Origin of the sequence: Paracoccus yeei ATCC BAA-599 (assembly GCF_000622145.1) — a bacterium.
Taxonomy (GTDB): Bacteria; Pseudomonadota; Alphaproteobacteria; order Rhodobacterales; family Rhodobacteraceae; genus Paracoccus; species Paracoccus yeei.
Genome location: NZ_JHWH01000001.1, coordinates 363759 through 386992, shown reverse-complemented (window position 1 = coordinate 386992; position 23234 = coordinate 363759). Strand labels below are relative to the sequence as shown.

Here is a 23234-nt window from a genome sequence, read left to right as displayed (position 1 = left end):
CCTGTCGGAACGGAAAAGGGGCCTTGCGGCCCCTTTCCTGCCTCAGGCGATCTCGACCAGCAGATCCTTTGCGTCGATCTGTTCGCCTGGTCTGACGTGGAGGGCCTGGACCACGCCTTCGCGGTCGGCGTGCAGGCCGGTTTCCATCTTCATGGCCTCGATGGTCAGCAGCAGGTCGCCGGGGTTGACCTTCTGGCCCTGGGCGACCGCGACCGAGGCGACGACGCCCGGCATCGGCGCACCGATATGGCCGTCGTTGGCGGGGTCGGCCTTGGGGCGGGCGGCGGTCTGGGACTTGACCAGCCGGTTCGGCACCCGGATCACGCGCGGCTGGCCGTTCAGTTCGAAGAACACCTTGACCTCGCCCTTGTCGTCGGTGTCGCCGATGGTCTGCAGCCGGATCTCCAGCGTCTTGCCGGGATCGATCTCGGCCGAGATCTCCTCGCCCGGCTCCATGCCGTAGAAGAAGGTCCGCGTCGGCAGGGTGCGCACCGGGCCATAGACCTCGTGGCGCGCGCGGTAATCGGTAAAGACCTTGGGATACATCAGATAGCCGTTCAGGTCCTCGTCATCGACCCCGCCCTCGAGTTCCGCGTTCAGCTTCGCGCGCGCGGCCTCGATATCGACCGGGGGCATGCTGGCGCCGGGGCGGGTGGTCAGGGGCGCCTCGCCCTTCAGCACCTTCCTTTGCAGCGCCTCGGGCCAGCCGCCCGGGGGCTGACCGAGATTGCCGCGCATCATGTCCACGACGCTGTCGGGGAAGGCCACCTCGACGGCCGGATCCTCGACCTGGGCGCGCGTCAGGCCCTGCGCCACCATCATCAGCGCCATGTCGCCCACCACCTTGGAACTGGGCGTGACCTTGACGATGTCGCCGAACATGCGGTTCACCTCGGCATAGGTCTGGGCGACCTCGTGCCAGCGATCCTCAAGCCCCAGGCTGCGGGCCTGGGCCTTGAGGTTGGTGAACTGGCCCCCCGGCATCTCGTGCAGCCAGACCTCGGAGGCGGGGGCCTGCAGGCCGCTCTCGAAGGCGGCGTATTGCTCGCGCACCGCCTCCCAGTAGTTCGAGATCTCGCGGATGGCGGCGATGTCGAGGCCGGTGTCGCGGTCGGTGTGGCGCAGCGCCTCGACCACCGAGCCCAGGCAGGGCTGCGAGGTATTGCCCGAGAACGCGTCCATGGCGCAGTCCACGGCATCGACGCCGGCGGCGCTGGCGGCCAGCACCGTGGCCCCGGCGATGCCGCCGGTGTCATGGGTGTGGAAGTGGACCGGCAGGCCGATCTCGTCCTTCAGCGCCTTGATGAGGATGCTGGCCGAGGCGGGCTTCAGAAGCCCCGCCATGTCCTTCAGCCCCAGCACATGCGCGCCCGCGCCCTGCAGTTCGCGGGCCATGCCCAGATAGTAGTGCAGGTCGTATTTCGACCGGTCCGGGTCCAGCAGGTCGCCGGTATAGCAGATCGTGCCTTCGCAGATCTTGCCGGCCTCGATCACCGCGTCCATGGCGACGCGCATGTTCGGGGTCCAGTTCAGGCTGTCGAACACGCGGAACACGTCGACGCCCGACTTCGCCGCCTGCGCGACAAAGCCCTGCACCACATTGTCGGGGTAATTGGTATAGCCCACGCCATTGCTGGCGCGCAGCAGCATCTGCGTCATCAGGTTCGGCATCGCCTTGCGGATGTCGCGCAGCCGCTGCCAGGGACATTCCTGCAAGAAGCGATAGGCGACGTCGAAGGTCGCGCCGCCCCAGCATTCGACGCTGAAGAGGCCCGGCAGGTTCGCGGCATAGGCCGGCGCGACCCGGATCATGTCGATCGAGCGCATCCGCGTCGCCAGCAGCGACTGGTGCCCGTCGCGCATCGAGGTGTCGGTGATCAGCAACCGCTTCTGCGCCAGCATCCAGTCGGCCACCGCCTTCGGCCCCTGTTCCTCCAGCAACTGGCGCGTGCCGGCAGCGGGCTCGGCCCGGGGCTTCGGCGGCACCGGCGGGCGCGCCTCGGCCGGGGGCTGGGCCCGGCCCGCGGTCTCGGGGTGGCCGTTCACGCTGATGTCGGCGATATAGGTCAGGATCTTGGTCGCGCGGTCGCGCCGCTTGTCGAAGCGGAACAGGTCCTCGGTCGTGTCGATGAACTTGGTGGTGTAGCTGTCGTCCAGGAAGGTCGGATGCTTCAGCAGGTTGATGACGAATTCGATATTCGTCGCCACCCCCCGCACCCGGAATTCGCGCAAGGCCCGGTCCATCCGCGCGATGGCCTTTTCCGGGGTCTGGGCGTGGGCCGTCACCTTCACCAGCAGGCTGTCGTAATAGCGGGTGATGACGCCGCCGGAATAGGCGGTGCCGCCGTCCAGGCGGATGCCGTTGCCGGTCGCGCTGCGATAGGCGGTGATGCGGCCATAGTCGGGGATGAAGTTGTTCAGCGGGTCCTCGGTCGTGACCCGGCATTGCAGGGCGTGGCCGTTCAGGTGCACGTCCGCCTGGCTGGCGACGCCGGTCGCCTCGGCCAGGGTCGCGCCCTCGGCGATCAGGATCTGGGACTGGACGATGTCGATGCCGGTGACCTCCTCGGTCACGGTATGCTCGACCTGGACGCGCGGGTTGACCTCGATGAAGTAGAACTGCTCGCTGTCCATATCCATCAGGAACTCGACGGTGCCGGCGTTCTGATAGCCGACGGCGCGGCCGATCTTCAGCGCCAGTTCGCAGACCTCGGTGCGCTGTTCGGCGGTCAGATAGGGGGCGGGGGCGCGCTCGACCACCTTCTGATTGCGGCGCTGCACGGTGCAGTCGCGTTCATAAAGATGGTAAAGCCCGCCGTGGCTGTCGCCCAGAAGCTGCACCTCGACGTGGCGGGCGCGCAGGATCATCTTTTCGAGATACCCTTCGCCGTTGCCGAACGCCGCCTCGGCCTCGCGCCGGCCCTCGCGCACCTTCTCGGGCAACTCGTCCGGCCCCATGATCGGCCGCATGCCGCGCCCGCCGCCGCCCCAGCTGGCCTTCAGCATCAGCGGATAGCCGATCTGGGCGGCATCGCGCCTGATGGCCTCCATGTCGTCGCCCAAGACCTCGGTCGCCGGGATGACCGGCACGCCCGCCTGGATCGCCACGCGCCGGGCGCTGGCCTTGTCGCCCAGCGCGCGCATGGTGTCGGCGCTGGGGCCGATGAAGGTGATCCCCGCTTGCGTGCAGGCATCCACGAAATCGGGGTTTTCGCTGAGCAGCCCATAGCCCGGATGGATCGCGTCGGCGCCCGATTCCTTGGCCACCCGGATGATCTCGGGGATCGAGAGATAGGCCGCCACCGGCCCCAGCCCCTCGCCGATGCGATAAGCCTCGTCCGCCTTGAAGCGGTGCAGGCCCAGCTTGTCCTCCTCGGCATAGACCGCGACCGTCCGCTTGCCCAGCTCGTTCGCCGCCCGCATCACACGGATCGCAATCTCCCCACGGTTCGCAATCAAGATCTTGTTGAACATGTGTCCCCCGATGTTCAGCCCGGCCGGCATGGTAGTGTCGCTGCATTGCAGCGCAAGTGTCTAACTGCACTGCAGCGCAAGTGGCTAAGACGTGCCGGGCGGCACAGTGCCATGGCCGCGCCTTTCGCGGAAGAAGTCCTGCAGCAGCCGGCGCGATTCTTCTGCATGGATGCCGTCGACGACCTCGGGGCGGTGGTGGCATTGCGGGTGATCGAACACCCGTGCGCCATGCCGCACCCCGCCCATCCGGGGGTCCTCGGCCCCGTAATACAGCACCGCGATCCGCGCGGCCGAGATGGCGGCGGCGCACATCGGGCAGGGCTCCAGCGTGACCCACAGCCGCGCGCCGGGCAGGCGTTCCGACCCCAGGGCCGCGCAGGCTTCGCGAATCGCCAGGATCTCGGCATGGGCGGTCGGGTCGGACAGCGCCCGGGTGCGGTTGCCGGCCCGCGCCAGCACGCGGCCATCGGCGCCGACCAGAACGGCACCGACCGGCACCTCGCCCCGCAGGGCGGCGGCGCGCGCCTGATCCAGCGCCTCGGGCATATGGGTCGCGAAGGCCATGGGGGTTTCTGGCCCGCCTGAGCCCGGCGCGCAAGAACCGCTTTCCTTGTGCGGGCGTTGGGCCTAGAGGTGCAGCCTTTGCCACCGCAGCGATGCGCAGGAGATCGCCATGACCGACAAGACCGAACCCCAACCCCAGACCGACCGCATCGCCAAGGTGATGGCCCGCGCCGGCGTCGCCAGCCGCCGCGAGGCCGAGCGCATGATCCTGGAGGGCCGCGTCGCCGTGAACGGCACGCGCATCGAAAGCCCCGCGCTGGACGTGGGCCCAGGCGACCGCGTCACGGTCGACGGCAAGCCGCTCGAGGCGCCGCAGGAAACCCGGCTGTGGCTGTATTACAAGCCCCTGGGGCTGGTGACCTCGGAAAGCGACGAAAAGGGCCGCCAGACCGTGTTCGACGCCCTGCCGCGCGACCTGCCGCGGGTGATGACCGTGGGCCGGCTGGACCTGAACTCCGAAGGGCTGCTGCTGCTGACCAACGACGGCGAGCTGAAGCGTCGCCTGGAACTGCCGGCGACCGGCTGGCTGCGGCGCTATCGGGTGCGGGTGAACGGCCAGCCCAACGACCTGACCTTTGGCCCCCTGCGCCGCGGCGCCACCATCGAGGGCGAGGAATTCGCCCCCATGGAGATCAGCCTGGACAGCCAGCAGGGCGCGAACGCCTGGCTGACCGTCGGCATCCGCGAGGGCAAGAACCGCGAGATCCGCCGCGCCATGGCCCATGTCGGGCTGATCGTGAACCGGCTGATCCGCATCGGCTACGGTCCCTTCAAGCTGACGGGGCTTGAGCCGAACGAGGTGCGCGAGATCAAGCGCAAGGTGCTGCGCGACCAGCTTGGCGGGCTGCTGACGGGCGAGGTGGACGAAAAGCCCCGCGATTTCCGCGAACGTGGCGCGGGCCGGGACGACCGCGACGGCGACCGCCCGCGCCGCCCCTCGGCGGGACGGGCCGAGGGGGAGCGCAAGCCCTTTGCCCGGCGGGATGACGGCGACCGCAAGCCCTTCGCCAAGCGCGAGGATGGCGAGCGGAAGCCCTTTGCCCGGCGCGAGGATGGCGATCGCAAGCCGTTTGCCAAGCGCGAGGATGGCGAGCGCAAGCCCTTTGCCAAGCGCGAGGGCGACCGTCCCTTTGCACGACGCGACGGCGACCGCCCCTTCGCCAAGCGCGAGGACGGCGAGAAGCCTTTCGCCCGGCGCGATGGTGGGAAACCCTTTGCCAAGCGTGATGACGGTGACCGCAAACCCTTTGCCAAGCGCGAGGGGGGCAAGTCCTTTGCGCGGCGCGAGGATGGCGACCGGCCCTTTGCGCGCCGCGAGGACGGCGACCGCAAGCCCTATGCCAAGCGCGAGGATGGCGAGCGCAAGCCGTTTGCCAAGCGCGAGGGCGGCAAACCCTTTGCCCGGCGCGAGGATGGCGACCGTAAACCTTTTGCCAAGCGCGAGGGCGACCGGCCGTTTTCCAAGCGCGAGGAGGGCGACCGGCCCTTTGCCCGCCGTGAGGAGGGGGATCGCAAGCCCTTCGCCAAGCGCGAGGGCGGCAAGCCCTTTGGCAAGCCGCAGGGGCGCCCCGAGCGGGCGGGCGGGGATCGGCCCGGCGGCAAGCCCTTCGGCAAGCCCGGCGCCCGCACCGGCAAGCCGGGTCCGCGTCCGGGGCCGAAGCCCGGCCCGCGCAGCGAGCGCGGCCCCGGCAAGGGACCCCGCAAGGGCTGATCCCGGACCAACGAAAAGGAAAAGGGCGCGGGGGGAGGCCGCGCCCTTTTTTCGTCGGGAAAGGCTGTCGTCCCGTCGAGAGAGAGAAGGGGGAGGAGAAGCAGGAAAGGCTTACTTCGTCAGGATCAGCTTGCCCGCGCGGGTGATGCGCAGGTTATAGACCTGATCGCCCAGAACGATCAGGGCCTGGTTGCCGCCGGCGGTCAGCACCTCGGCGTCGTGTTCGGGCAGGCGCTGAAGAGCGGTCACGCCGGGGCGGGCAAATTCTGCGGGGCGGGTCGCGGTCATGTCCATGTCCTTGTTGGTGTTCTGTCGCGGTAGAGACAATCTGCCAGCTTGTTTTCGCGATGTCAAAGAAAAATACTCGGGTATTATTAGAAAGAGGCTTTTCGTCCTTTTTCAGCGCCTTGGAGCGTGCGGCCTGAACGGAAGACGTGAAAAAGGCGGATGCCGCTTGCGGCACCCGCCCATCCCGCCCGCCGGAGGGGGCGTCGGGATCTATGGCGCGGTCAGGCAATCCGCCAGGGCCGTGCCGATCCCGCGCAGCACCTGGGCATAGAGCCCCGCGCCGGGCGGCAGCCGGGTGCCTTCGGGATCAAGCGCCGCGCCCAGGCGTGCGCCGGTGCCTTCGACCGCGACCTGCAACAGCTTCGGATCGTGGTTCGCCTCGGGAAAGGCGCAGGTGGCATGCGAATCGCGGATGCGGTCCTGCACCTCGCTCAGCCGGGCAGCCGATGGCGCCGCCGCGTCCCCCAGACTGACCGCAATCGCCGGGTTCAGGCCGAAGTGCCCGGTGAAATAGCCGTAGGCGTCGTGAAAGACCACGAAGGTCTTGCCCTGCGCCGGCTGCAACTGCGCCTGCAACTCCTGCTCAAGCGCGGCAAGCGCCTGCGCGCCGGCCGCGGCGTTGGCGCGATAGGTCTGGGCATTCTCGGGGTCGTGCCGGGCTAGGGCCTCGGCAATGGCCGTCAGCCATGCCCGGCCGTTTTCCGGGTCGAGCCAGGCGTGGGGGTCGGTTCCGGTATGGTCGTGGCCCTCATGGTCGTGGCCGTGGCCCTCATGGTCATGGTCATGGTCATGCTCCTCGTGCCCGTGGTCATCATGCGCGTGCGCGTCATGCCCACCCTCGGCGGCATAGGACTGGCGCTGCGTCTCGGGCAGGGCCAGCAGCGCCAGCGCGGTGCCGCGCGCCAGCCCTTCGGCGGGGGATTGCAGCCAGGGGGTCAGTTCGGGCCCGACCCAGACCAGCAGGTCCGCGTCCTGCAGCTTGCGCGCCTGGCTGGGGCGCAGTTGATAGTGATGCGGGTCGGCGCCCGCCTCGGTCAGAACCTCGGGCGCGCCAAGGTCCCCCATGACCTGCGCCACCAGCGCGCCGGTGACGGCGGTGTCGGTCACGATCCGGGGCGGGGCCGCCAGGGCGGGCAGGGCCGACAGCGCAAGCGCGGCAAGGGCGGGCGGCAAAAGACGAAGATGGGACATGAAGCGAAGGCCAATGCTATTGCGGAAACGCTCCGGTTATTTATGTTATATCGTAACCCGTCAAGAAAAATGTGATAGTATAACATATGAGCCCCGATTCCCCCAACGGCGCGGCACCCGACCCGTTCCACGCCCATGACCACGCCCATTGCTCTGAGACCGTGCTGCGCCGGGCCGAGGAGCAGGCCCGCGCCGAAGGCGTCCGCCTGACCCCGGTGCGCCGCCGCGTGCTGGAGATCCTGCTGGAATCGCACCGCGCGCTGGGGGCCTATGACGTGCTGGAACGGCTGTCCGCCGAGGGCTACGGCAAGCAACCCCCCGTCGCCTATCGCGCGCTGGATTTCCTGGTCGAACAGGGGCTGGCGCATCGGGTGCGGCGGCTGAACGCCTATGCGGCCTGCGTCTCGGACCAGCGCGACCATTCGCCGGCCTTCCTGATCTGCCGGCAATGCGAAACCGTGGCCGAGGCCGAAAGCCCCGAACTGCGCGAGGCATTGGCCGGGCTTTGCGCCGCGAACGGCTTTGCCCCGGAACGCCGCACGGTGGAACTGCTGGGGCTGTGCAGCCGCTGCGCGGGCGACGCGGCATGACCACCGCCCTGATCCGGGCGACGGACCTGACCGTCAGCCATCCGGGCGCCGACCTGCCGGTGCTGTCGCATGTGGACATGCACATCGACCCGGCCGAGATCGTGACGGTCGTGGGCCCCAACGGCTCGGGCAAGTCGACGCTGGTGCGGGCGATGCTGGGGCAGGTGGCGCTGGCCAGCGGCCGGGTCGAACGGCTGCGCGGCCTGCGCATCGGCTATGTCCCCCAGCGCGTCCATATCGAACGCGCCATGCCCATGACCGTGCGCCGCTTCCTGTCGCTGCCGATCCGCGTCACCGACGCCCAGGCCGCCGCCGTGCTGGAATGGACGGGCGTTCCGGGGCTTGAGGGGCGCCAGATCGTGTCGCTGTCGGGCGGGCAGTTCCAGCGCGTCCTGCTGGCCCGGGCGCTGCTGAACCACCCCCAGCTGCTGGTGCTGGACGAGCCGACGCAGGGGCTGGACCAGCCCGGCATCGTCGCCTTCTACAAGCTGATCGAGGAGGTGCGCGCCGAAACCGGCGCCGCCGTCCTGATGGTCAGCCACGACCTGCTGGTGGTCATGCGCGCCTCCGACCGGGTGGTCTGCCTGAACGGCCATGTCTGTTGCGAGGGCACGCCCCAGGTGGTCAGCGCGGCCCCGGCCTATCGTGCCCTCTTTGGCGCGGACTCGCAGGGCACGCTGGCGCTTTACCGCCATCACCACGATCACGACCACGACCATGTGACGGATCATGTCCACGGCCCGGACTGCGGCCACGACCATCACCATCATCACTGAGGCACCGATGCTTGACGATTTCCTGACCCGCGCGGTCCTTGCGGGGCTTGGGCTGGTCCTGGCGACGGGAACGCTGGGCTCCTTCGTGGTGTGGCGGCGCATGGCCTATTTCGGCGATTCGACCGCCCATGCGGCGATCCTGGGCGTGTCGCTGAGCTTTGCCTTTGCGCTGCCCTATTACCTTGGCACGCTGGTGGTGGCGATCGCCGTGGCGCTGATCGTCGCCGCGCTCAGCGGGCGGGGGCAGGCGGTCGATACGGTGCTGGGCGTGATCGCCCATTCCGCGCTGGCCTTCGGCCTGCTGGCGGCCAGCTTCATCCCGACGCTGCGCGCCAGCCTGGACAGCTATCTGTTCGGCGACATCCTGGCGGTGACGCGGGCCGACCTGGCCTGGATCTGGGGCGGGGCTGCGCTGGTCCTGGGGCTTCTGGCCTGGCGCTGGCAGCGGCTGGTCACCGCCTCGGTGAACGAGGAACTGGCGCTCGCCTCGGGCATCGACCCGCGCCGCGAGCGGTTCATTTTGTCCATTGCCCTGGCGATCGTCGTCGCAATCGCGATTCGAATGGTCGGGGCACTGCTGATTTCCGCGCTGCTGATCATTCCCGCCGCGGCGGCGCGGGGATTCAGCAGAACGCCCGAGCAGATGGCGGGTTCCGCCACCCTGATCGGAGCGATGGCCGTCCTGGGCGGGCTTTGGGCCAGCCTGCATTTCGACACGCCGGCCGGACCGTCCATCGTGGCGATCTCGGCGGTATTTTATGCAATATCCTTAGGGTTTTACCAGCGCGCGAAAGGGTGATCGGCGGGGCAGGGGACTGCCGAAACGGGCTGGTGTGCGGGCGGCATCTCGCCTATCGTTAAACGTGTTGGCGAATATGCAACAGTCGCGCTCGCCAACGCCAAAGCCGCTTTCAAGACCGCTTTCCAAGTCATTGGCTTTATGCGACTGTCTCAACGATGCTGCTGGAAACGGCAGCCTTCAAAGTACTGAACGGAGCATGATCATGACCAAATTCGCTACCTTCGCCCTGGCAATGGGCCTGACGGCCTCCTCCGCTCTCGCCGGTGGCTACGTTGCCCCCGTCGTGGACGTCGAGCCCGTCGTTGTCGACGAGAAGCCCGCTTCGTCGAACGCTGGCCTCGTCGTTCCGGCTCTGCTGCTGCTGGGCGTCATCGCTGCCGTCGCTTCGGATGACGACGACGACGACGATTCGACCGAGTGATCTTCCACCAGGAAGCTTCGGCAAGGAAGGGCTGGCCCACGGGCCAGCCCTTTCGCATTCAAGGGGGCACCGTCTAGCCAGCTTGGCGCCTTTAACTGACGCCCTTCGCTTGGCGGAACGGAAAAGGCCCGCATCGTTGCGGGCCTTTCTGCAGTCCTGGCGCCCTCTGTCAGGGGCGCAGTTCCTGGATGGTCACATAGCCCAGGTTCGGCCCGATCCACTGGCGCGACACGGTGATGCGCCCGCCTTGGACCAGATAGTTGTTCTGGAACTTCAGGGGGCCGTTTACGCAGCTTTCCAGCATGACGCCGGGCTTGGGGCCGGCCCCGATCTGGCAGTCCAGCCTCAGCGGGCGCTCAAGCCCGTCGCCGGTCCAATAGCGCATCACTCGGCGCGCCTGGCCGCTCCGGCCAGCCTGGATCAGCGCCACGGACTGCTCTGCCTCGGCCACGGAAAGGTCGTGGCCCAGGCCGCGTGTGCCCGCCAGCATGCCGTCGCGCAGGATCAGCGCCTGTTCGTTCGGCGTCATATAGGTGCGCTGGCCGGCATTCTGGCCGGTCATCGCCATGACCTGCGTCGTGCCGCTGCTTTCCAGCCCGACCAGGATCAACGGCCCAGAGTTCACGCGCAGCGCCGTCGCCGCCATCTGCGCGGGGTCGGCAGGTTGGGCGGGCTGGGCACCGGCCTTGCGCGCATCGACGCTCTGGCGCGCCGCCTGAGCCAGCTTGCCCGCGATCGAGTCGCCGCTGCCCCCCATGTTGCCGCAGGCGGCCAGCAGGGCCAGCGCAGTGGCGCCGATCGAAAAGCGCATCATTGTTCCGATCATCGCCAGAACCTCCCCCAACCTTGGTAAAGCTGGCCCGACTGGCTTTCCCGGACCTTGTCGTAAAGCCGGCCATCCACGCGCAGGCGCGCGCCGCCATCGCGCGACAGCGACCGGATGTCGCCGCCGACACGGCGCAAGGACGGATCGCCGGTGCCCCAACCCAGCGGGATCGACAGGCTGACGCCCTTGTCAAACGAGCCCTCGCCGAAATCCTCTTCGCTCATGTCGGTCTTGGTCACCCAGGCGCCGACCCGCCAGCCGTTGGCGAACTGGCGCGACACGGTCAGGGTCGCGCCCTTGTCGCCGGCTAGGTACTGCCCGACGTCCAACTGCGCGGCGATGCCGTTCTGGAACTCGTAATAGGCCGAGAGATGGCCGGTGGTGACCTCGTAATCTCGCAGGCCGAAGGCGTCGCGGAAGTCGCGCTTGCGCACACGGTTGATCTCGGCGCCCAGGGCAAGCTGCGAATTGGTCGGATACCACAGCGCCTCGGCGCTGACACCCGCATAAGCGCGCTCGATCAGGCCGACCGTCAGCCGCGTATAGACCGCCTCCACCGGCTTGGCGTAATAGCTGAGCGTCAGGCGGGGGATGGTCGGGCTCTTGTTGCCCGAGTACATCCGGCTGTCCGAACGCACGCGCGGCACGCCGTTCTCGTCATAATCGGTATCCAGATCCTCGTATTCGTCCGGGTCCATGCCACCCGGCCCTTCCTGCTTGGTGGTGCCCAGCACGCGCTGGCGCACCGATCCGGCCAGGACCAGGCCCGGAGTCATTTCGTATTCCGCCACCGCCTCGGCGCCCAGTTCATAGCGGAACGGCTCGTCCGGGTCGAAAAGCGAGGTCGAGACATAGGGCTTCAGCGCCCAACGGAAGCGCGGAAACTCGCCTGGCGCCCGCACCAGATTGCCGGGCCGCGGATCGGCGTCGCTGACCACGGCGACGCTGGCGATCCGGCCCGCCTCGCTGTTTTCCAGCCGTTCGACATCCGACCGGCGCAGCGTGACCGACGAGGTCGGCAGGCCGTCCTCCGACGATGTGATGACGAAGGTCTCGACCGAAGGCGGCAGCGCGCGGGTCATCAGCCGCGCGGTGCGCCCCACGGCCTCGGCCTGCTGGATATAGCGGTTGTTGCGGATGCGCACCTCGGCCCGGTTCGCGTCCAGCGCCATGGATTCCAGCATCTGGCCTTCCTTGGCCAGCGCGTCGCCCAGCGCCTTCTGGATCGCGGGCTGCGCGGTCGGATCGGCCGACCAGGCCCCCGACCAGCCGTCGGGATCGGCGGCGGGCGCCGGGCGCGGCCGGACCGGCGCCGGCGCCTTCTCCAGCCCCGACGGGAACGGAGACTGCCGCGGATCCATGGCGACGCTGAACTGCAGGCCGAAATGCTGGCCGCCCAGCACGAAGGCGCCCAGCTCATAGTTCTCGCCGAACTTGTACGAGACGCCCAGATTGATGTGGTTCTTCAGTTCGTCCTTGTCGTCCAGCCAGACGGCACGGCGGCATTCATTGGCATTGCCGGTCTCGCAGCTGTAGTCGTCGCCGGAATATTCGGCCGAGAGTGCCAGCTTGTCGGTCGCCTGCCAGGTGGCGCTGACGAAGGGCGCGGCCTCGCCCCGGAACCATTGATCGACATTGGGCTTGCCGCCTTCGCCCGTGTCGGGCGGCTCGCGGTCGCCAAAGGGGCTGCCGATGCCGCCGGAACTGGCCATCCGGCCCCAGCCCAGACCGGCGCTGACGCGCAGGCGCGGCGTGATGGTCTTGGTCGCGACGATGTATTCGCTGCTGTAAAAGCCGGTCCCCATGAAGTCCTGCAAGCCGATGGCCACCGCAGGCCGCCAGCCGGACTCGGCCTCGTCCAGGATCTGATAGCGCAGGTCGAAGCTGCGGTCCCAGACATAGCCGCGCCGTTCGTCCGACGTCAGCACCCCGTCCGAATCCGGTCGGATGTCGAACCGGCTATAGCGCAGCGCCACGGTCAGCCGGGGCAGGACCTGAAAGACCAGCGTGTTGCGCCGCGCCAGGTCGGAGTAGCTCAGCGTGGCGCCCAGGGTTGCATCGGGCAGCATCTCGGCGGTGGGGGTGTCCACGGCGCCGGGCAGGCCATAGCTGTTCATCACGGTGCCGATCATCGGATCGGTGCGCGCGGGCTGGGCCCCCAGGCTGAGAAGCAGCGCCGCCGGAACGGTCGAGGCCAGCAGGCGGCGGGTCAGGGTCGAATGGGCGCGCATCGGCGGGTCCTCTCAGGCTAGCGGGCGACCCGCGCGCAGGGCGCGCGGGCCGAAGGGGCGTCACTCTGCGGCGGGCGGGGTTTCGGGCAGGACGACCGACGGCGCGGGCACCGGGTCCGCGGCCGGCGCGGGTTCGGCCGGGGCTGCCTCGGGCGCGGAGGTCGCGGGTGTGGTCGCGGCAGGCGCGGGTGTGGTCGCCGCAGGCTTGGCCGGGGCCGGCGTTTCGGCCGCCGGCGGCGTCGCGGGCTCAGCGGCCGGCGCCGGCGTCGATTCCGGCGTCGATGCGGGCTCGGTCGCGGGCGCCGCTGCCGGGGCGGGGGTCGCCGCCGGGGCGGGCGCCGACGCCGGCGTGGCCGGTTTCGCCGCCGGCGTCGCGGGCTTGGCCGCGGCCTTGGGCTTGGGCGCGGCGGATGCGGCCTTCACCTGGGCCTTGGGCATGGTGTCGGTCGGCGCGGCGCAGCCGGTCATGCTCTGGCTTCCGACCTTCAGCCGGGCGCTGAACGGGGCCTTGCCGCTGCCGGTGTCGCATTCGGCGGCGCGGATGTTCAGCGAAAACACCTGGCCGTTCATGCTGCCGACGAATTCGACGCCCCGGCCATAGGTCATGCGCCGCACCGTCACCCCGACCGACTTCGCGCCCGCGCGCTCCAGCACGGCGGTCTTGTCGGACGCGGTCGCCACCCAGCCGTTGCCGGCGGCGCGGAACATGGCGGTCTGCATGGTGCTCGCCTCGGCGGTCGAGACGGGGATCGCCTCGGCCCCGGTTTCGATCGGCTGGTCCAGCGGCGACACGGTGGGCGGGCCGGAATGGGCCGGCGCCTCGGGCTCGGATTGCTGGAAGGGCAACTGTCCGCAGGCGGTCAGGGCCACCGTCATCGACAGCACGGCGAAAGCCGAACGGAAATTCATCTGCTCTGTCCCGGTTCCTTGGGTTTTCCTTATGCCCACTGGCTACAGGAACCCCCGGTGTTGGGCAAGCGCCGCGCGCCATGTGCGACACTGCCGTGGCAGGACTGTGGCAAGGTTTCGCCCCGGGATCCGGCCGCCCACAGGTTTTCACTGTTTTTCAAATACCCGAACGCCGCGCCCGCCACGGGCGCCGCGCTTCAGCAGTTCGGGACGTTGACCGCCAGCCCGCCCAGCGAGGTTTCCTTGTACTTGTGGCTCATGTCCTCGCCGGTCTGGCGCATGGTCTCGATGGCCGAATCCAGCGGCACGAAATGCTGGCCGTCGCCGCGCAGCGCCAGGCTCGCCGCCGAGACCGCCTTGATCGCGCCCAGCCCGTTCCGTTCGATGCAGGGCACCTGCACTAGCCCGCGCACGGGGTCGCAGGTCATGCCCAGGTGATGCTCCAGCGCGATCTCGGCCGCGTTCTCGACCTGCTCGGGCGTGCCGCCCAGCACCGCGCAGAGCCCCGCCGCCGCCATGGCCGAGGCGCTGCCCACCTCGGCCTGGCAGCCGCATTCCGCGCCCGAGATGCTGGCGTTGTGCTTGATCAGCCCGCCGATGGCGCTGGCCGTCAGCAGGAAATCGTCCAACTGGCGCTCGCTGGCCCCCGGCACATGGTCCAGCCAATAGCGGATGACGGCCGGCACCACGCCCGCCGCGCCATTGGTCGGCGCGGTCACGACCTGGCCGCCGGCGGCGTTCTCCTCGTTCACGGCCATGGCATAGATCGACATCCAGTCGTTGATGACATGGGGCGCGGTCAGGTTCATGCCGGCCTCGGCCTTCAGCGCCTCATGGATGCCGGCGGCGCGGCGGCGGATCGACAGCCCGCCCGGCAGGGTGCCGCCGGTCGCAAGGCCGCGGTCCATGCAGTCGCGCATCACCTGCCAGATCCGCCGGATGCCGCTGGAAATCTGCGCATCCGAGCGATGCGCGCGTTCGTTTTCCCGCTTCATGGCCGCGATGGACTTGCCCGATTTCGCGGCCATCTCCAGCATCTCGGCGGCGCTGGCGAAGGGATAGGGGACGCGGGGCGCGTCGTCGCTGCGCGTGTCGCTGCCCTTGGCGGCCAGCTCGGCCTCGGTCATCACGAAGCCGCCGCCGATGGAATAATAGATCTCCTGAAAGATCACGTCGCCCTGGGCGTCGGTCGCCATCAGGATCATGCCGTTCGCATGGCCGGGCAGGGCGCGGTCGAAATCGAAGATCAGGTCGCGGCCTGGATCGAAGGCCAGATCGCCCAAGCCTTCGGGCGACAGGACCAGGGTCTGGCGGTTCAGCTCCAGCGCGGCTTCGGCGGCCTGGGCATCCATGGTTTCGGGCAGGAATCCCGCCAGGCCCAGGATGGTGGCGCGGTCGGTCGCGTGGCCCTTGCCGGTAAAGGCCAGGCTGCCGTGCAGGCTGGCGCGCAGCCCGTGCGCGCGGAAGGGCTGGGCGCGCAGCGCGTCCAGGAACCGCCCGCCCGCCACCATCGGCCCCATGGTGTGGGACGAGGACGGGCCGACCCCGATCTTGAAGATGTCGAACACCGACAGAAACATGGTGCGCCCCTTATCCTTTTCTTGCCCATCAGGTAATGCCCCGGACCCCCGGATGCCAGTGCCGCTGCGACGGGCGGTCGGCAACTTCGCGACAGGGCGGAAAACCGTTTCTGATGGAAAATGCGCCATTCTGCCCCTAATTAAGGCAGAACCGGGGCGGTTGCCTCCGCCTTTCCGGCAGGCAGTCGCCTCTTTCTTTCGCATCCCCGCGCCGCGTCCTACGAGGTTCCCATGAGATTGCCCGAACCGATCATCCTTGGCGACATGCGGCTTGGCCCCCCGGTGTTTCTGGCGCCGATGGCCGGCATTACCGATCTGGCCTTCCGTCGCGCGGTCGCGCGCCATGGCGGCGCGGGACTGATGGTCAGCGAGATGGTCGCCTCGACCGAGATGGTGACGCCCAATCCCTCGGTTCGGGCCTCGACCCGCGCGGCCGTCCGCGCCAAGGCGCTGACCGAGGGTGCGTCCCCCGTCAGCGTCCAGATCGCCGGGCGCGAGGCGGTCGCGATGGCCGAGACGGCGCGGATCGTGGCGGACATGGGGGCGCGCGCCATCGACATCAACATGGGCTGCCCGGCGCGCAAGGTGACGGGCGGGCTGTCGGGCGCGGCGCTGATGCGCGACCTGGACCACGCCCTGGACCTGGTCGAGGCGGTTGTGGGGGCGGTCCCGGACCTGCCGGTCACGCTGAAGATGCGGCTGGGCTGGGACGACGGCTGCCTGAACGCGCCCCAGCTTGCGGCGCGCGCCTCGGCCGCGGGGGTCAGGATGCTGACCGTCCATGGCCGGACGCGGGCGCAGTTCTATACCGGCCGCGCCGACTGGGCGGCGATCCGGGCGGTGGCGAACCTGCCCGGCCGGCCCCCGCTGGTCGCCAATGGCGACGTGGTCGATGCGGCCAGCGCCCGCGCGGCCCTGGCGCAGTCGGGGGCCGATGCGGTGATGGTCGGGCGTGGCGCGCAGGGCGCGCCCTGGCGCCCCGCACAGATCGCCCATGCGCTGTGGGGCACGCCCGCGCCGGTGGTGCCGCAGGGCGCTGCGCTGGCCGATGCGGTGGCCCGGCATTACGACGACATCCTGTCGCTTTACGGCAGCGAATTGGGCCTGCGCGTCGCCCGCAAGCACCTGGGCTGGTATGCCGAGGCGAACGGCGCGCCGAACCGGGCCGAACTGATGCGTGCGCCCACCCCCGGGGCCGCGCTCGCCGCCATCCGCGCGGGCTTTGCCGATGCCGCGCCTCAGGGGTCCTGCGCATGAGGTTTCGCGTGCCCGTCAAGCCCGACCCCCGTCCCGCGCACGACCTGCCCCCGGACTTCGTTCCGGCCGAGGTCGGGCCGAACTGGTCGGCCCTGCCGCTGCCCGCCATCATCCTGGACGCGCGCGGCCGCGTCGCCGCCATCAACGATCTGGCCGAGGCGTTCCTGAACGTCTCGCGCCGCTCGGCCCTGGGCCAGCCGATCGAGGGGGCCGAGATGCGCAAGCGCCTGCGCATCCTGCCCTCGCTGGCCGAGATTCTGGACCGCGTGCGCGAGGGGCGCGATGCGCTGAACCATTCCTCGGTCCGGTTCGAGATCGGCGACCAGCTGGGCGGCCACACCGACCGCATCGCCACGATCCATGCCGGCGCGGTGCCCAGCCCCGCCGGCGGCGTCGGCATCCTGATCGCGCCCAGCGACAGCGCGGGGCGGCTGGGGCAGGCGCGGGCGGTGCGCTCGGCCGCGCGCTCGGCCATCGGCATGGCCGAGATGCTGGCGCATGAGATCAAGAACCCCCTGGCCGGCATCCGCGGCGCCGCGCAGCTGATCGGCATGAACCTGGCGCCCGAGGACCGCGACCTGGCCGACCTGATCGTCGCCGAATCGCGCCGCATCGTCGAGCTGCTGGACCAGGTCGAACGCTTCGGCGACACCTCGGCCCCCAAGCTGACCGAGCTGAACATCCACGACGTGCTGGAGCGGGTGCGCCGCTCGGCCGCGGTGGGGTTCGGCAAGGGGCTCAAGATCGTGCCCGACTACGACCCCTCGCTGCCGACGGCGCTGGCGGACGGCGACCAGCTGGTGCAGGTCTGCCTGAACCTGGTCAAGAACGCGGCCGAGGCGATCGGGCGTGCCGGCCGCGACACCGGCACCATCCGCATCCGCAGCTTCTACGACGGCACCCTGCGCCTGGCCCCCACCGAAGCCGAGCCGCAGGGCCGCAGCCTGCCCCTGCAGATCGAGATCGAGGACGACGGCCCCGGCATCCCCGAAGCCATCGCCGACCAGGTGTTCGAGCCCTTCGTGTCCGGGCGCGAGAACGGCACCGGGCTGGGGCTGGCGCTGGTGTCCAAGATCATCACCGACCACGGCGCCTGGATCGGGGTGGACAGCCGCCCCGGGCGCACCGTTTTCCGCATCTCACTTCCCAAAGCCTGAGGTTTCCCCATGGACGGCACCGTTCTGATCGCTGACGACGACCGCACCATCCGCACCGTCCTGACCCAGGCCCTGACCCGGGCGGGGTGCCGGGTCCACGCCACCGGCTCGCTGGCGCAGCTTCTGCGCTGGGTCGAGGAGGGGCGCGGCGATCTGGTCATCACCGACGTGATGATGCCCGACGGCAACGGCATCGACATGATCCCCCAGATCCGCAAGCTGCGCCCCGACCTGCCGGTGATCGTGATCTCGGCCCAGAACACCATCGTGACCGCGATCCGCGCGACCGAGGCCGCGGCCTTCGACTATCTGCCCAAGCCCTTCGACCTGCCCGACCTGATGGTACGCGCGGGCCAGGCCCTGTCGCGCCGCGCGCGCCGCTCGGACCCGGTGCCGGCGGGCATCCCCTCGCCCGAGGCGGCGGCCGACCCGGCGCTGCCGCTGATCGGCCACGCGCCCGCGATGCAGAACCTGTTCCGCATGGTGGCGCGCGTGCTGAACGCCGACCTGCCGGTGATGATCGCGGGCGAGGCGGGGGTGGGCAAGACCGTGGTGGCGCGGTCCTTTCACGACCTGTCGGACCGGCGCAACGCGGGCTTTGCCGTGCTGACCTCGGCCGACCTGTCCGAGGAGGCCATCGCGCGGGCGGGCGAACGCGCCGCCGGCGGCACCCTGCTGATCGAGGATCCGGCCGGTTTCGGCGCCGCCGCCCAGGCCCGGCTGATCGGCCTGATCGAGGCCTGGGAGGTCGGCCCCGGCCGCAACCAGATGCCGCGCCTGGTCTCGACCACCGGGCCCGAGCCGCAGGCCGATGTCGCCGCGGGGCGGCTGCGGGCGGACCTGTATTACCGGCTCGCCGGGGTGACGATCACCGTGCCGCCGCTGCGCTCGCGCGTGGACGACATTCCGCCGCTGGCCCGCCACCTGCTGGCCCGCGCCGCCTCGCAGGGGTTGCCGGCGCGCAGCCTGTCCGAGGGCGCGACCGCGCTGATCCGCGCCTATCCGTTCCCCGGCAACGTGCGCGAACTGGAAAACCTGATGCGCCGGCTGGCCCTGACTGCCGCCGGGACCGAGATCACCGAGGCCGAGGCCCGCGCCGCCCTGTCCGAATCCATCCCCATGGCCGCGCCCGCAGGCGCCAGCCCCGCGCCGGTCCCGCGCATGCCCGCCCCGGCCAATTCCCCGGTGCCCGCGGCCGGCCCGGCGTCGGGCGCACCCGGCGCCGCCGCCGTGGCCGAGCCCGCGAACGCCCGGCTGGCGCAATCGGTCGAAATGCACCTGCAGCGCTATTTCGACCTGCACGGCGACCAGTTGCCGCCCCCCGGCCTTTACGACCGGATTCTGCGCGAGATTGAAAAGCCTCTGCTGGAAATCGCGCTGGACGCGACCGGCGGCAACCAGTTGAGATGCGCCGATCTTTTGGGAATAAACCGCAATACGCTGCGCAAGAAGCTGACCGACCTGAATATCGAGGTGACACGGCGCCGCAAGCTGATGTAAAACGGCCACAGATGGCCCCACGTTCGTTACGCAGCGGCCACAGAACGGCCGCGGCACAGCGGCGAAACCGCGAGGTGGGGCAAGTTGGCGGAAACGCTGTCCAAAAGCACGTGGAAACGCGTGGCACGACTGCGCAGGCTGCGATTCTGGCGCAATGCGGGCACGCTGAGTCTGGCGGTGCTGGGCCCGGTGCTGGCCGGGCTGACCTTCGCCGTGATGGGGCCCCTTGCGGGGGCGACCTCGGGCGGGACGCTGCTGCGGCTGGTGCTGCTGGCGGACCTGCTTTACCTGATCGTGCTGACCGGCCTGGTGGTCGCGCGCATGGCCCGCATCGTCGCCGCGCGGCGCAAGTCGGCGGCAGGGTCGCGGCTGCACATGCGGCTGGTGGGCGTCTTCGCCACCATCGCGCTGGTGCCCACGGTGCTGGTCGCGCTGTTCGCCGGCGTCACCGTCAACATCGGGCTCGAGGGCTGGTTCTCGAACCAGGTCCGGCAGGTCGTCTCAAGCTCGCTCGCCGCGGCCGAGGCCTATCAGGACGAACACCGCCGCGACCTGACGAACGACGCGCGCCTGCTGGCCGGGGCCCTGACCCAGGCGGCGCGGCAGAACCCCATGATCGACGACGGCGCGCTGCGCCTGCTGCTGGGGCAGGGCCAGGCGCTGATCCAGCGCGGCCTGCGCGAGGCCTATGTGGTCGACGGGCGCGGCATCATCCGCGCGCGCGGCGAACGCAGCTATCAGTTCTGGTACGAACAGCCCACGGCGCAGGACTTCGACCGCTCGCGCGCCGAGGGGCTGGTGCTGATCGAGGACTGGCCGAACAACGAATTCCGCGCCCTGTTGCCGCTGGCGCCGCTGGCCGACCGATACCTTTATGTCACCCGCGACGTGGACGGCAACCTGCTGAGCCTGCTGGACGACACCCGCCAGACCGTCGGCCGCTACCAGACGCTGGAACAGGAACGCGGCCGGCTGCTGCTGGAATTCTCGCTGCTGTATCTGGGCTTTGCGCTGCTTCTGGTGGCGGCGGCGATGTGGCTGGGCCTGTGGTTCGCCGACCGCCTGTCGCGCCCCATCGGGCGGCTGGCCGAGGCGTCCGAACAGGTCGGGCGCGGCAACCTGGACCTGCAGATCCCCGAACCCGACACCGGCGACGAAATCCAGACCCTGGGCCAAAGCTTCAACCGCATGACCCGCCAGCTGAAGCAGCAGCGCCAGGAGCTGGTCGAAAGCTATCGCGCCGCCGACGACCAGCGGCGGCTGTTCGATTCGGTGCTGTCCTCGGTGACGGCCGGGGTCATCGGGCTGGACGCGGCGGGGGAAATCGACTTCCTGAACCGCTCGGCCACCCGGCTGGTGGGGCTGGACCCCGCCACCGCGCACGACCAGCTTCTGTCCGAGGTGGTGCCCGAGTTCGCGCCGCTCTTCGACAAGCTGCACCAGTCGGTGAACGAATGGGTGCAGGACGAAATCCGGCTGTCGCGCGACGGCCGTGTCGAAAGCCTGCTGGTGCGCATGGCGATCCGACGCGGCGCGGCGGGGGGCTTGGAAGGCTATGTCGTCGCGCTGGACGACGTGACGGACCTGGTCTCGGCCCAGCGCATGGCGGCCTGGGGCGATGTCGCCCGCCGCGTCGCGCATGAAATCAAGAACCCGCTGACCCCGATCCAGCTTTCGGCCGAACGGCTCCGGCGCAAGTTCACCCCGCTGGTCGGCGGCGAAGCCGAGGCGCTGGAGCAGATGACCGGCGTCATCATCCGCCAGACCAACGACCTGCGCCGGATCGTGGACGAATTTTCCCGCTTTGCCCGCATGCCCGAGCCCGACCGCAAGGAAACTGACATCGCGGGCCTTCTGCGCGAGGCCGAGCTGATGCAGCGCGACGCGCTGGGCGGCGCGCTGGTGTCGCAGATCCCCGAGGGGCCGGTGATCGTCGATGCCGATCCCGGCATGATGCGCCAGGTCTTCACCAACCTTCTGAAGAACGCGGGCGAGGCCATCGACGAAAAGCGCGAGGACCCGCCCCAGGGCTGGCAGCCCCAGGTCCGCATCGAACTGGCCGAGGCGCCCGATGTCGTCACCATCCGCATCACCGACAACGGTCCCGGCCTGCCCGAGGACCGCTCGCGCCTGTTCGAGCCCTACGTGACCATGAAGCGGGGCGGCACCGGCCTCGGGCTGCCCATCGTCAAGAAGATCGTCGAGGAGCACGGCGGCAGCCTGACGCTGGCCGACGCCCCCGGCCAGGCCGGCGCCATGGCCGAAATCCGTCTGCCGCGCGAACGCCAGCCCGTGCGCCTGTCCGCGCGACGCCATAAACCCGAGCAGGAAACAGTGAAATGAGTGACATTCTGATTGTCGACGACGAAAAGGACATCCGCGAGCTGATCTCGGACATCCTGCGCGACGAAGGCTTCTCGACCCGGCTTGCGGCCAATTCCGACCAGGCCGTGGCCGAGCTGAACCTGGCCGAGCCGGCGCTGATGGTGCTCGACATCTGGCTGAAGGACAGCCGGATGGACGGGATCGACATCCTCAAGCAGGTCAAGCGCAACAACCCCGAGGTTCCGGTGGTCATCATCTCGGGGCATGGCAACATCGAGATCGCGGTCGCGGCGATCAAGCAGGGCGCCTATGACTTCATCGAGAAGCCCTTCAACATCGACCAGCTTCTGGTGGTGATCCGCCGCGCCATGGAAACCGCCCGGCTGCGGCGCGAGAACTCGACCCTGAAGCGCGGCGAAAGCCGCTCGACCGAGATGCTGGGCCAGTCCGCGCCGCTGCGCCGGCTGCGCGAGCAGCTGGACAAGGTGTCGAAATCGAACGGTCGCGTCATGCTGACCGGAGAGCCGGGGGCGGGCAAGGAAATGGCCGCGCGCTACATCCACGCCCACAGCCCGCGCGCGCGCGCGCCCTTCATCACCGTCTCCTGCGCCACGATCGAACCCGACCACATGGAAGAGGTGCTGTTCGGCCGCGAAAGCCCCGAACGGGGGGTCGAGCCCGGGCTTCTGGAGCAGGCGCATGGCGGCGTGATCTATTTCGACGAGGTCGCCGACATGCCGCTGGGCACGCAGCCCAAGATCCTGCGCGTGCTGACCGAACAGCAGTTCCAGCGCTCGGGCGGCACGGACAAGGTGCGGGTGGACCTGCGGGTGATCTCCTCGACCAACCGCGACCTCGCGGTGGAAATCGCCTCGGGCCGGTTCCGCCAGGAACTCTACGACCGGCTGAACGTGGTGCCGGTGGCGGTGCCTTCGCTGGCCGAGCGGCGCGAGGACATCGCCCTGCTGGCTAGTCATTTCATCGAGCAGTTCCACGAACAGCAGGGCCTGCCGCTGCGCCGCCTGCCCGAGGAAACCATCGCCGCCCTGCAGGCGATGGCCTGGCCGGGCAACATCCGCCAGCTGCGCAACGTGGTCGAGCGGGTGCTGATCCTGGGCGACGGCACCGGCCCGATCCAGCCGTCGGAACTGGAATCCCAGGGCGGCGGCAACGGCGCGGGCGAGGCGCTGGCGCTTGGCCCCCAGATCACCAGCCTGGCGCTGCGCGAGGCGCGCGAACTGTTCGAACGCGAATACCTGCTGGCCCAGATCAACCGCTTCGGCGGGAACATCAGCCGCACGGCGCAATTCGTCGGCATGGAACGCTCGGCCCTGCACCGCAAGCTGAAATCCCTGGGCGTGGTCGGCGGGATGCGTGTCGAGGAGGAAATGATGGGCAAGTGACGGCGCAGGTTGCAGCGTCGCATGGGTATTTGGAAAACGGTGAATGACAGGCGTTGCGCCCCGGACAACCGGGAGCCCTGCAGGAGTTCCCGGGCGGCCCGGGGCGCTTTCACCGTTTGCGGTCATCGGCTCCCCAGCCTGTACCGCATTGCCTTGCTACATCGCCGATCTTAACAAATGGCTAATCCTTCACCGCTTTCCAAATACCCATGCAACCGTGCAGCCCGGG

The 23234-nt window shown here is 69.4% G+C and carries 18 protein-coding genes; 10 read left to right on the top strand and 8 right to left on the bottom strand.

Annotation, left to right across the window (positions count from 1 at the left end; translation table 11 throughout):
- Nucleotides 1-42: 42 nt before the first annotated feature.
- Nucleotides 43-3474: a pyruvate carboxylase gene (locus tag BU28_RS0101855; RefSeq protein WP_028717940.1), complete on the bottom strand. Its 3432-nt coding sequence runs from the start codon at nucleotides 3472-3474 to the stop codon at nucleotides 43-45.
- A gap of 84 nt (nucleotides 3475-3558) precedes the next feature.
- The gene (locus tag BU28_RS0101850; RefSeq protein WP_028717939.1) at nucleotides 3559-4038 is read right to left on the bottom strand and encodes a nucleoside deaminase; all 480 of its coding nucleotides are present in this window, start codon (nucleotides 4036-4038) and stop codon (nucleotides 3559-3561) included.
- A gap of 109 nt (nucleotides 4039-4147) precedes the next feature.
- Between BU28_RS0101850 and BU28_RS0101845 the strand changes: the two genes are divergently transcribed.
- Nucleotides 4148-5749 carry a pseudouridine synthase gene (locus BU28_RS0101845; RefSeq protein ID WP_028717938.1) on the top strand — a complete coding sequence of 534 codons (1602 nt, stop codon included), beginning with the start codon at nucleotides 4148-4150 and terminating at the stop codon, nucleotides 5747-5749.
- Nucleotides 5750-5860: 111 nt separating this feature from the next.
- On the opposite strand, the gene hemP is transcribed toward BU28_RS0101845, so the two are convergent.
- Together hemP and BU28_RS0101835 are read right to left on the bottom strand one after the other, a co-directional pair.
- A complete protein-coding gene (gene hemP, locus BU28_RS21770; protein ID WP_080622767.1) occupies nucleotides 5861-6037 on the bottom strand; it encodes a hemin uptake protein HemP in 177 nt (58 codons plus the stop codon).
- A gap of 210 nt (nucleotides 6038-6247) precedes the next feature.
- On the bottom strand, nucleotides 6248-7228 hold the full coding sequence (locus BU28_RS0101835) for a zinc ABC transporter substrate-binding protein (RefSeq protein ID WP_028717937.1): 981 nt from the start codon (nucleotides 7226-7228) through the stop codon (nucleotides 6248-6250).
- A gap of 86 nt (nucleotides 7229-7314) precedes the next feature.
- On the opposite strand from BU28_RS0101835, the gene BU28_RS0101830 reads away from it, so the two are divergent.
- The 4 genes from BU28_RS0101830 (at nucleotide 7315) to BU28_RS0101815 (ending at nucleotide 9817) form a co-directional block, all read left to right on the top strand.
- Nucleotides 7315-7818: a Fur family transcriptional regulator gene (locus BU28_RS0101830; protein WP_028717936.1), complete on the top strand. Its 504-nt coding sequence runs from the start codon at nucleotides 7315-7317 to the stop codon at nucleotides 7816-7818.
- Nucleotides 7815-8594 (top strand): metal ABC transporter ATP-binding protein, encoded by a 780-nt coding sequence (locus BU28_RS0101825; protein ID WP_028717935.1) that lies wholly within the window; start codon nucleotides 7815-7817, stop codon nucleotides 8592-8594. Before BU28_RS0101830 ends, BU28_RS0101825 begins: the two co-directional genes overlap by 4 nt.
- A gap of 7 nt (nucleotides 8595-8601) precedes the next feature.
- The gene (locus BU28_RS0101820) at nucleotides 8602-9393 is read left to right on the top strand and encodes an iron chelate uptake ABC transporter family permease subunit (RefSeq protein ID WP_028717934.1); all 792 of its coding nucleotides are present in this window, start codon (nucleotides 8602-8604) and stop codon (nucleotides 9391-9393) included.
- Between the two features lie 205 nt (nucleotides 9394-9598).
- Entirely contained in the window at nucleotides 9599-9817 is a 219-nt protein-coding gene (locus tag BU28_RS0101815) for a hypothetical protein (RefSeq protein WP_376744040.1), read from the top strand.
- Nucleotides 9818-9986: 169 nt separating this feature from the next.
- Here BU28_RS0101815 and BU28_RS0101810 read toward each other — a convergent pair whose 3' ends face one another.
- The 4 genes from BU28_RS0101810 to BU28_RS0101795 all read right to left on the bottom strand — a co-directional run bounded on the left by BU28_RS0101810 (nucleotide 9987) and on the right by BU28_RS0101795 (nucleotide 15363).
- Entirely contained in the window at nucleotides 9987-10631 is a 645-nt protein-coding gene (locus BU28_RS0101810) for a YjbF family lipoprotein (RefSeq protein ID WP_248616116.1), read from the bottom strand.
- A gap of 8 nt (nucleotides 10632-10639) precedes the next feature.
- On the bottom strand, nucleotides 10640-12874 hold the full coding sequence (locus BU28_RS0101805; RefSeq protein WP_028717931.1) for a YjbH domain-containing protein: 2235 nt from the start codon (nucleotides 12872-12874) through the stop codon (nucleotides 10640-10642).
- A 60-nt stretch (nucleotides 12875-12934) separates the two neighbouring features.
- The gene (locus BU28_RS25995; RefSeq protein WP_036761756.1) at nucleotides 12935-13783 is read right to left on the bottom strand and encodes a hypothetical protein; all 849 of its coding nucleotides are present in this window, start codon (nucleotides 13781-13783) and stop codon (nucleotides 12935-12937) included.
- A 197-nt stretch (nucleotides 13784-13980) separates the two neighbouring features.
- Nucleotides 13981-15363 carry an L-serine ammonia-lyase gene (locus BU28_RS0101795; RefSeq protein ID WP_028717930.1) on the bottom strand — a complete coding sequence of 461 codons (1383 nt, stop codon included), beginning with the start codon at nucleotides 15361-15363 and terminating at the stop codon, nucleotides 13981-13983.
- 231 nt (nucleotides 15364-15594) lie between these two features.
- Between BU28_RS0101795 and dusB the strand changes: the two genes are divergently transcribed.
- The 5 genes from dusB (at nucleotide 15595) to ntrX (ending at nucleotide 23005) form a co-directional block, all read left to right on the top strand.
- On the top strand, nucleotides 15595-16620 hold the full coding sequence (dusB, locus tag BU28_RS0101790; RefSeq protein WP_028717929.1) for a tRNA dihydrouridine synthase DusB: 1026 nt from the start codon (nucleotides 15595-15597) through the stop codon (nucleotides 16618-16620).
- Entirely contained in the window at nucleotides 16617-17777 is a 1161-nt protein-coding gene (locus BU28_RS0101785) for a two-component system sensor histidine kinase NtrB (protein ID WP_051577668.1), read from the top strand. The genes dusB and BU28_RS0101785 overlap by 4 nt, the downstream gene beginning before the upstream one ends.
- A gap of 9 nt (nucleotides 17778-17786) precedes the next feature.
- Nucleotides 17787-19277: a sigma-54-dependent Fis family transcriptional regulator gene (locus BU28_RS0101780; RefSeq protein WP_028717927.1), complete on the top strand. Its 1491-nt coding sequence runs from the start codon at nucleotides 17787-17789 to the stop codon at nucleotides 19275-19277.
- A gap of 129 nt (nucleotides 19278-19406) precedes the next feature.
- Nucleotides 19407-21620, top strand: coding sequence for a sensor histidine kinase NtrY-like (locus BU28_RS0101775; protein WP_233145017.1), 2214 nt, complete (start codon nucleotides 19407-19409; stop codon nucleotides 21618-21620).
- On the top strand, nucleotides 21617-23005 hold the full coding sequence (gene ntrX / locus BU28_RS0101770; protein WP_028717925.1) for a nitrogen assimilation response regulator NtrX: 1389 nt from the start codon (nucleotides 21617-21619) through the stop codon (nucleotides 23003-23005). The genes BU28_RS0101775 and ntrX overlap by 4 nt, the downstream gene beginning before the upstream one ends.
- Nucleotides 23006-23234: the final 229 nt, after the last annotated feature.

Coding starts and splice junctions, on each gene's coding strand:
- BU28_RS0101780 (WP_028717927.1), top strand. CDS start 17,787: ATGGACGGCACCGTTCTGATCGCTGACGACGACCGCACCATCCGCACC.
- BU28_RS0101795 (WP_028717930.1), bottom strand. CDS start 15,363: ATGTTTCTGTCGGTGTTCGACATCTTCAAGATCGGGGTCGGCCCGTCC.
- BU28_RS0101785 (WP_051577668.1), top strand. CDS start 16,617: ATGAGGTTTCGCGTGCCCGTCAAGCCCGACCCCCGTCCCGCGCACGAC.
- BU28_RS0101825 (WP_028717935.1), top strand. CDS start 7,815: ATGACCACCGCCCTGATCCGGGCGACGGACCTGACCGTCAGCCATCCG.
- BU28_RS25995 (WP_036761756.1), bottom strand. CDS start 13,783: ATGAATTTCCGTTCGGCTTTCGCCGTGCTGTCGATGACGGTGGCCCTG.
- BU28_RS0101820 (WP_028717934.1), top strand. CDS start 8,602: ATGCTTGACGATTTCCTGACCCGCGCGGTCCTTGCGGGGCTTGGGCTG.
- BU28_RS0101835 (WP_028717937.1), bottom strand. CDS start 7,228: ATGTCCCATCTTCGTCTTTTGCCGCCCGCCCTTGCCGCGCTTGCGCTG.
- BU28_RS0101815 (WP_376744040.1), top strand. CDS start 9,599: ATGACCAAATTCGCTACCTTCGCCCTGGCAATGGGCCTGACGGCCTCC.
- hemP (WP_080622767.1), bottom strand. CDS start 6,037: ATGACCGCGACCCGCCCCGCAGAATTTGCCCGCCCCGGCGTGACCGCT.
- BU28_RS0101850 (WP_028717939.1), bottom strand. CDS start 4,038: ATGGCCTTCGCGACCCATATGCCCGAGGCGCTGGATCAGGCGCGCGCC.
- ntrX (WP_028717925.1), top strand. CDS start 21,617: ATGAGTGACATTCTGATTGTCGACGACGAAAAGGACATCCGCGAGCTG.
- BU28_RS0101845 (WP_028717938.1), top strand. CDS start 4,148: ATGACCGACAAGACCGAACCCCAACCCCAGACCGACCGCATCGCCAAG.
- BU28_RS0101855 (WP_028717940.1), bottom strand. CDS start 3,474: ATGTTCAACAAGATCTTGATTGCGAACCGTGGGGAGATTGCGATCCGT.
- BU28_RS0101810 (WP_248616116.1), bottom strand. CDS start 10,631: ATGATGCGCTTTTCGATCGGCGCCACTGCGCTGGCCCTGCTGGCCGCC.
- BU28_RS0101830 (WP_028717936.1), top strand. CDS start 7,315: ATGAGCCCCGATTCCCCCAACGGCGCGGCACCCGACCCGTTCCACGCC.
- dusB (WP_028717929.1), top strand. CDS start 15,595: ATGAGATTGCCCGAACCGATCATCCTTGGCGACATGCGGCTTGGCCCC.
- BU28_RS0101805 (WP_028717931.1), bottom strand. CDS start 12,874: ATGCGCGCCCATTCGACCCTGACCCGCCGCCTGCTGGCCTCGACCGTT.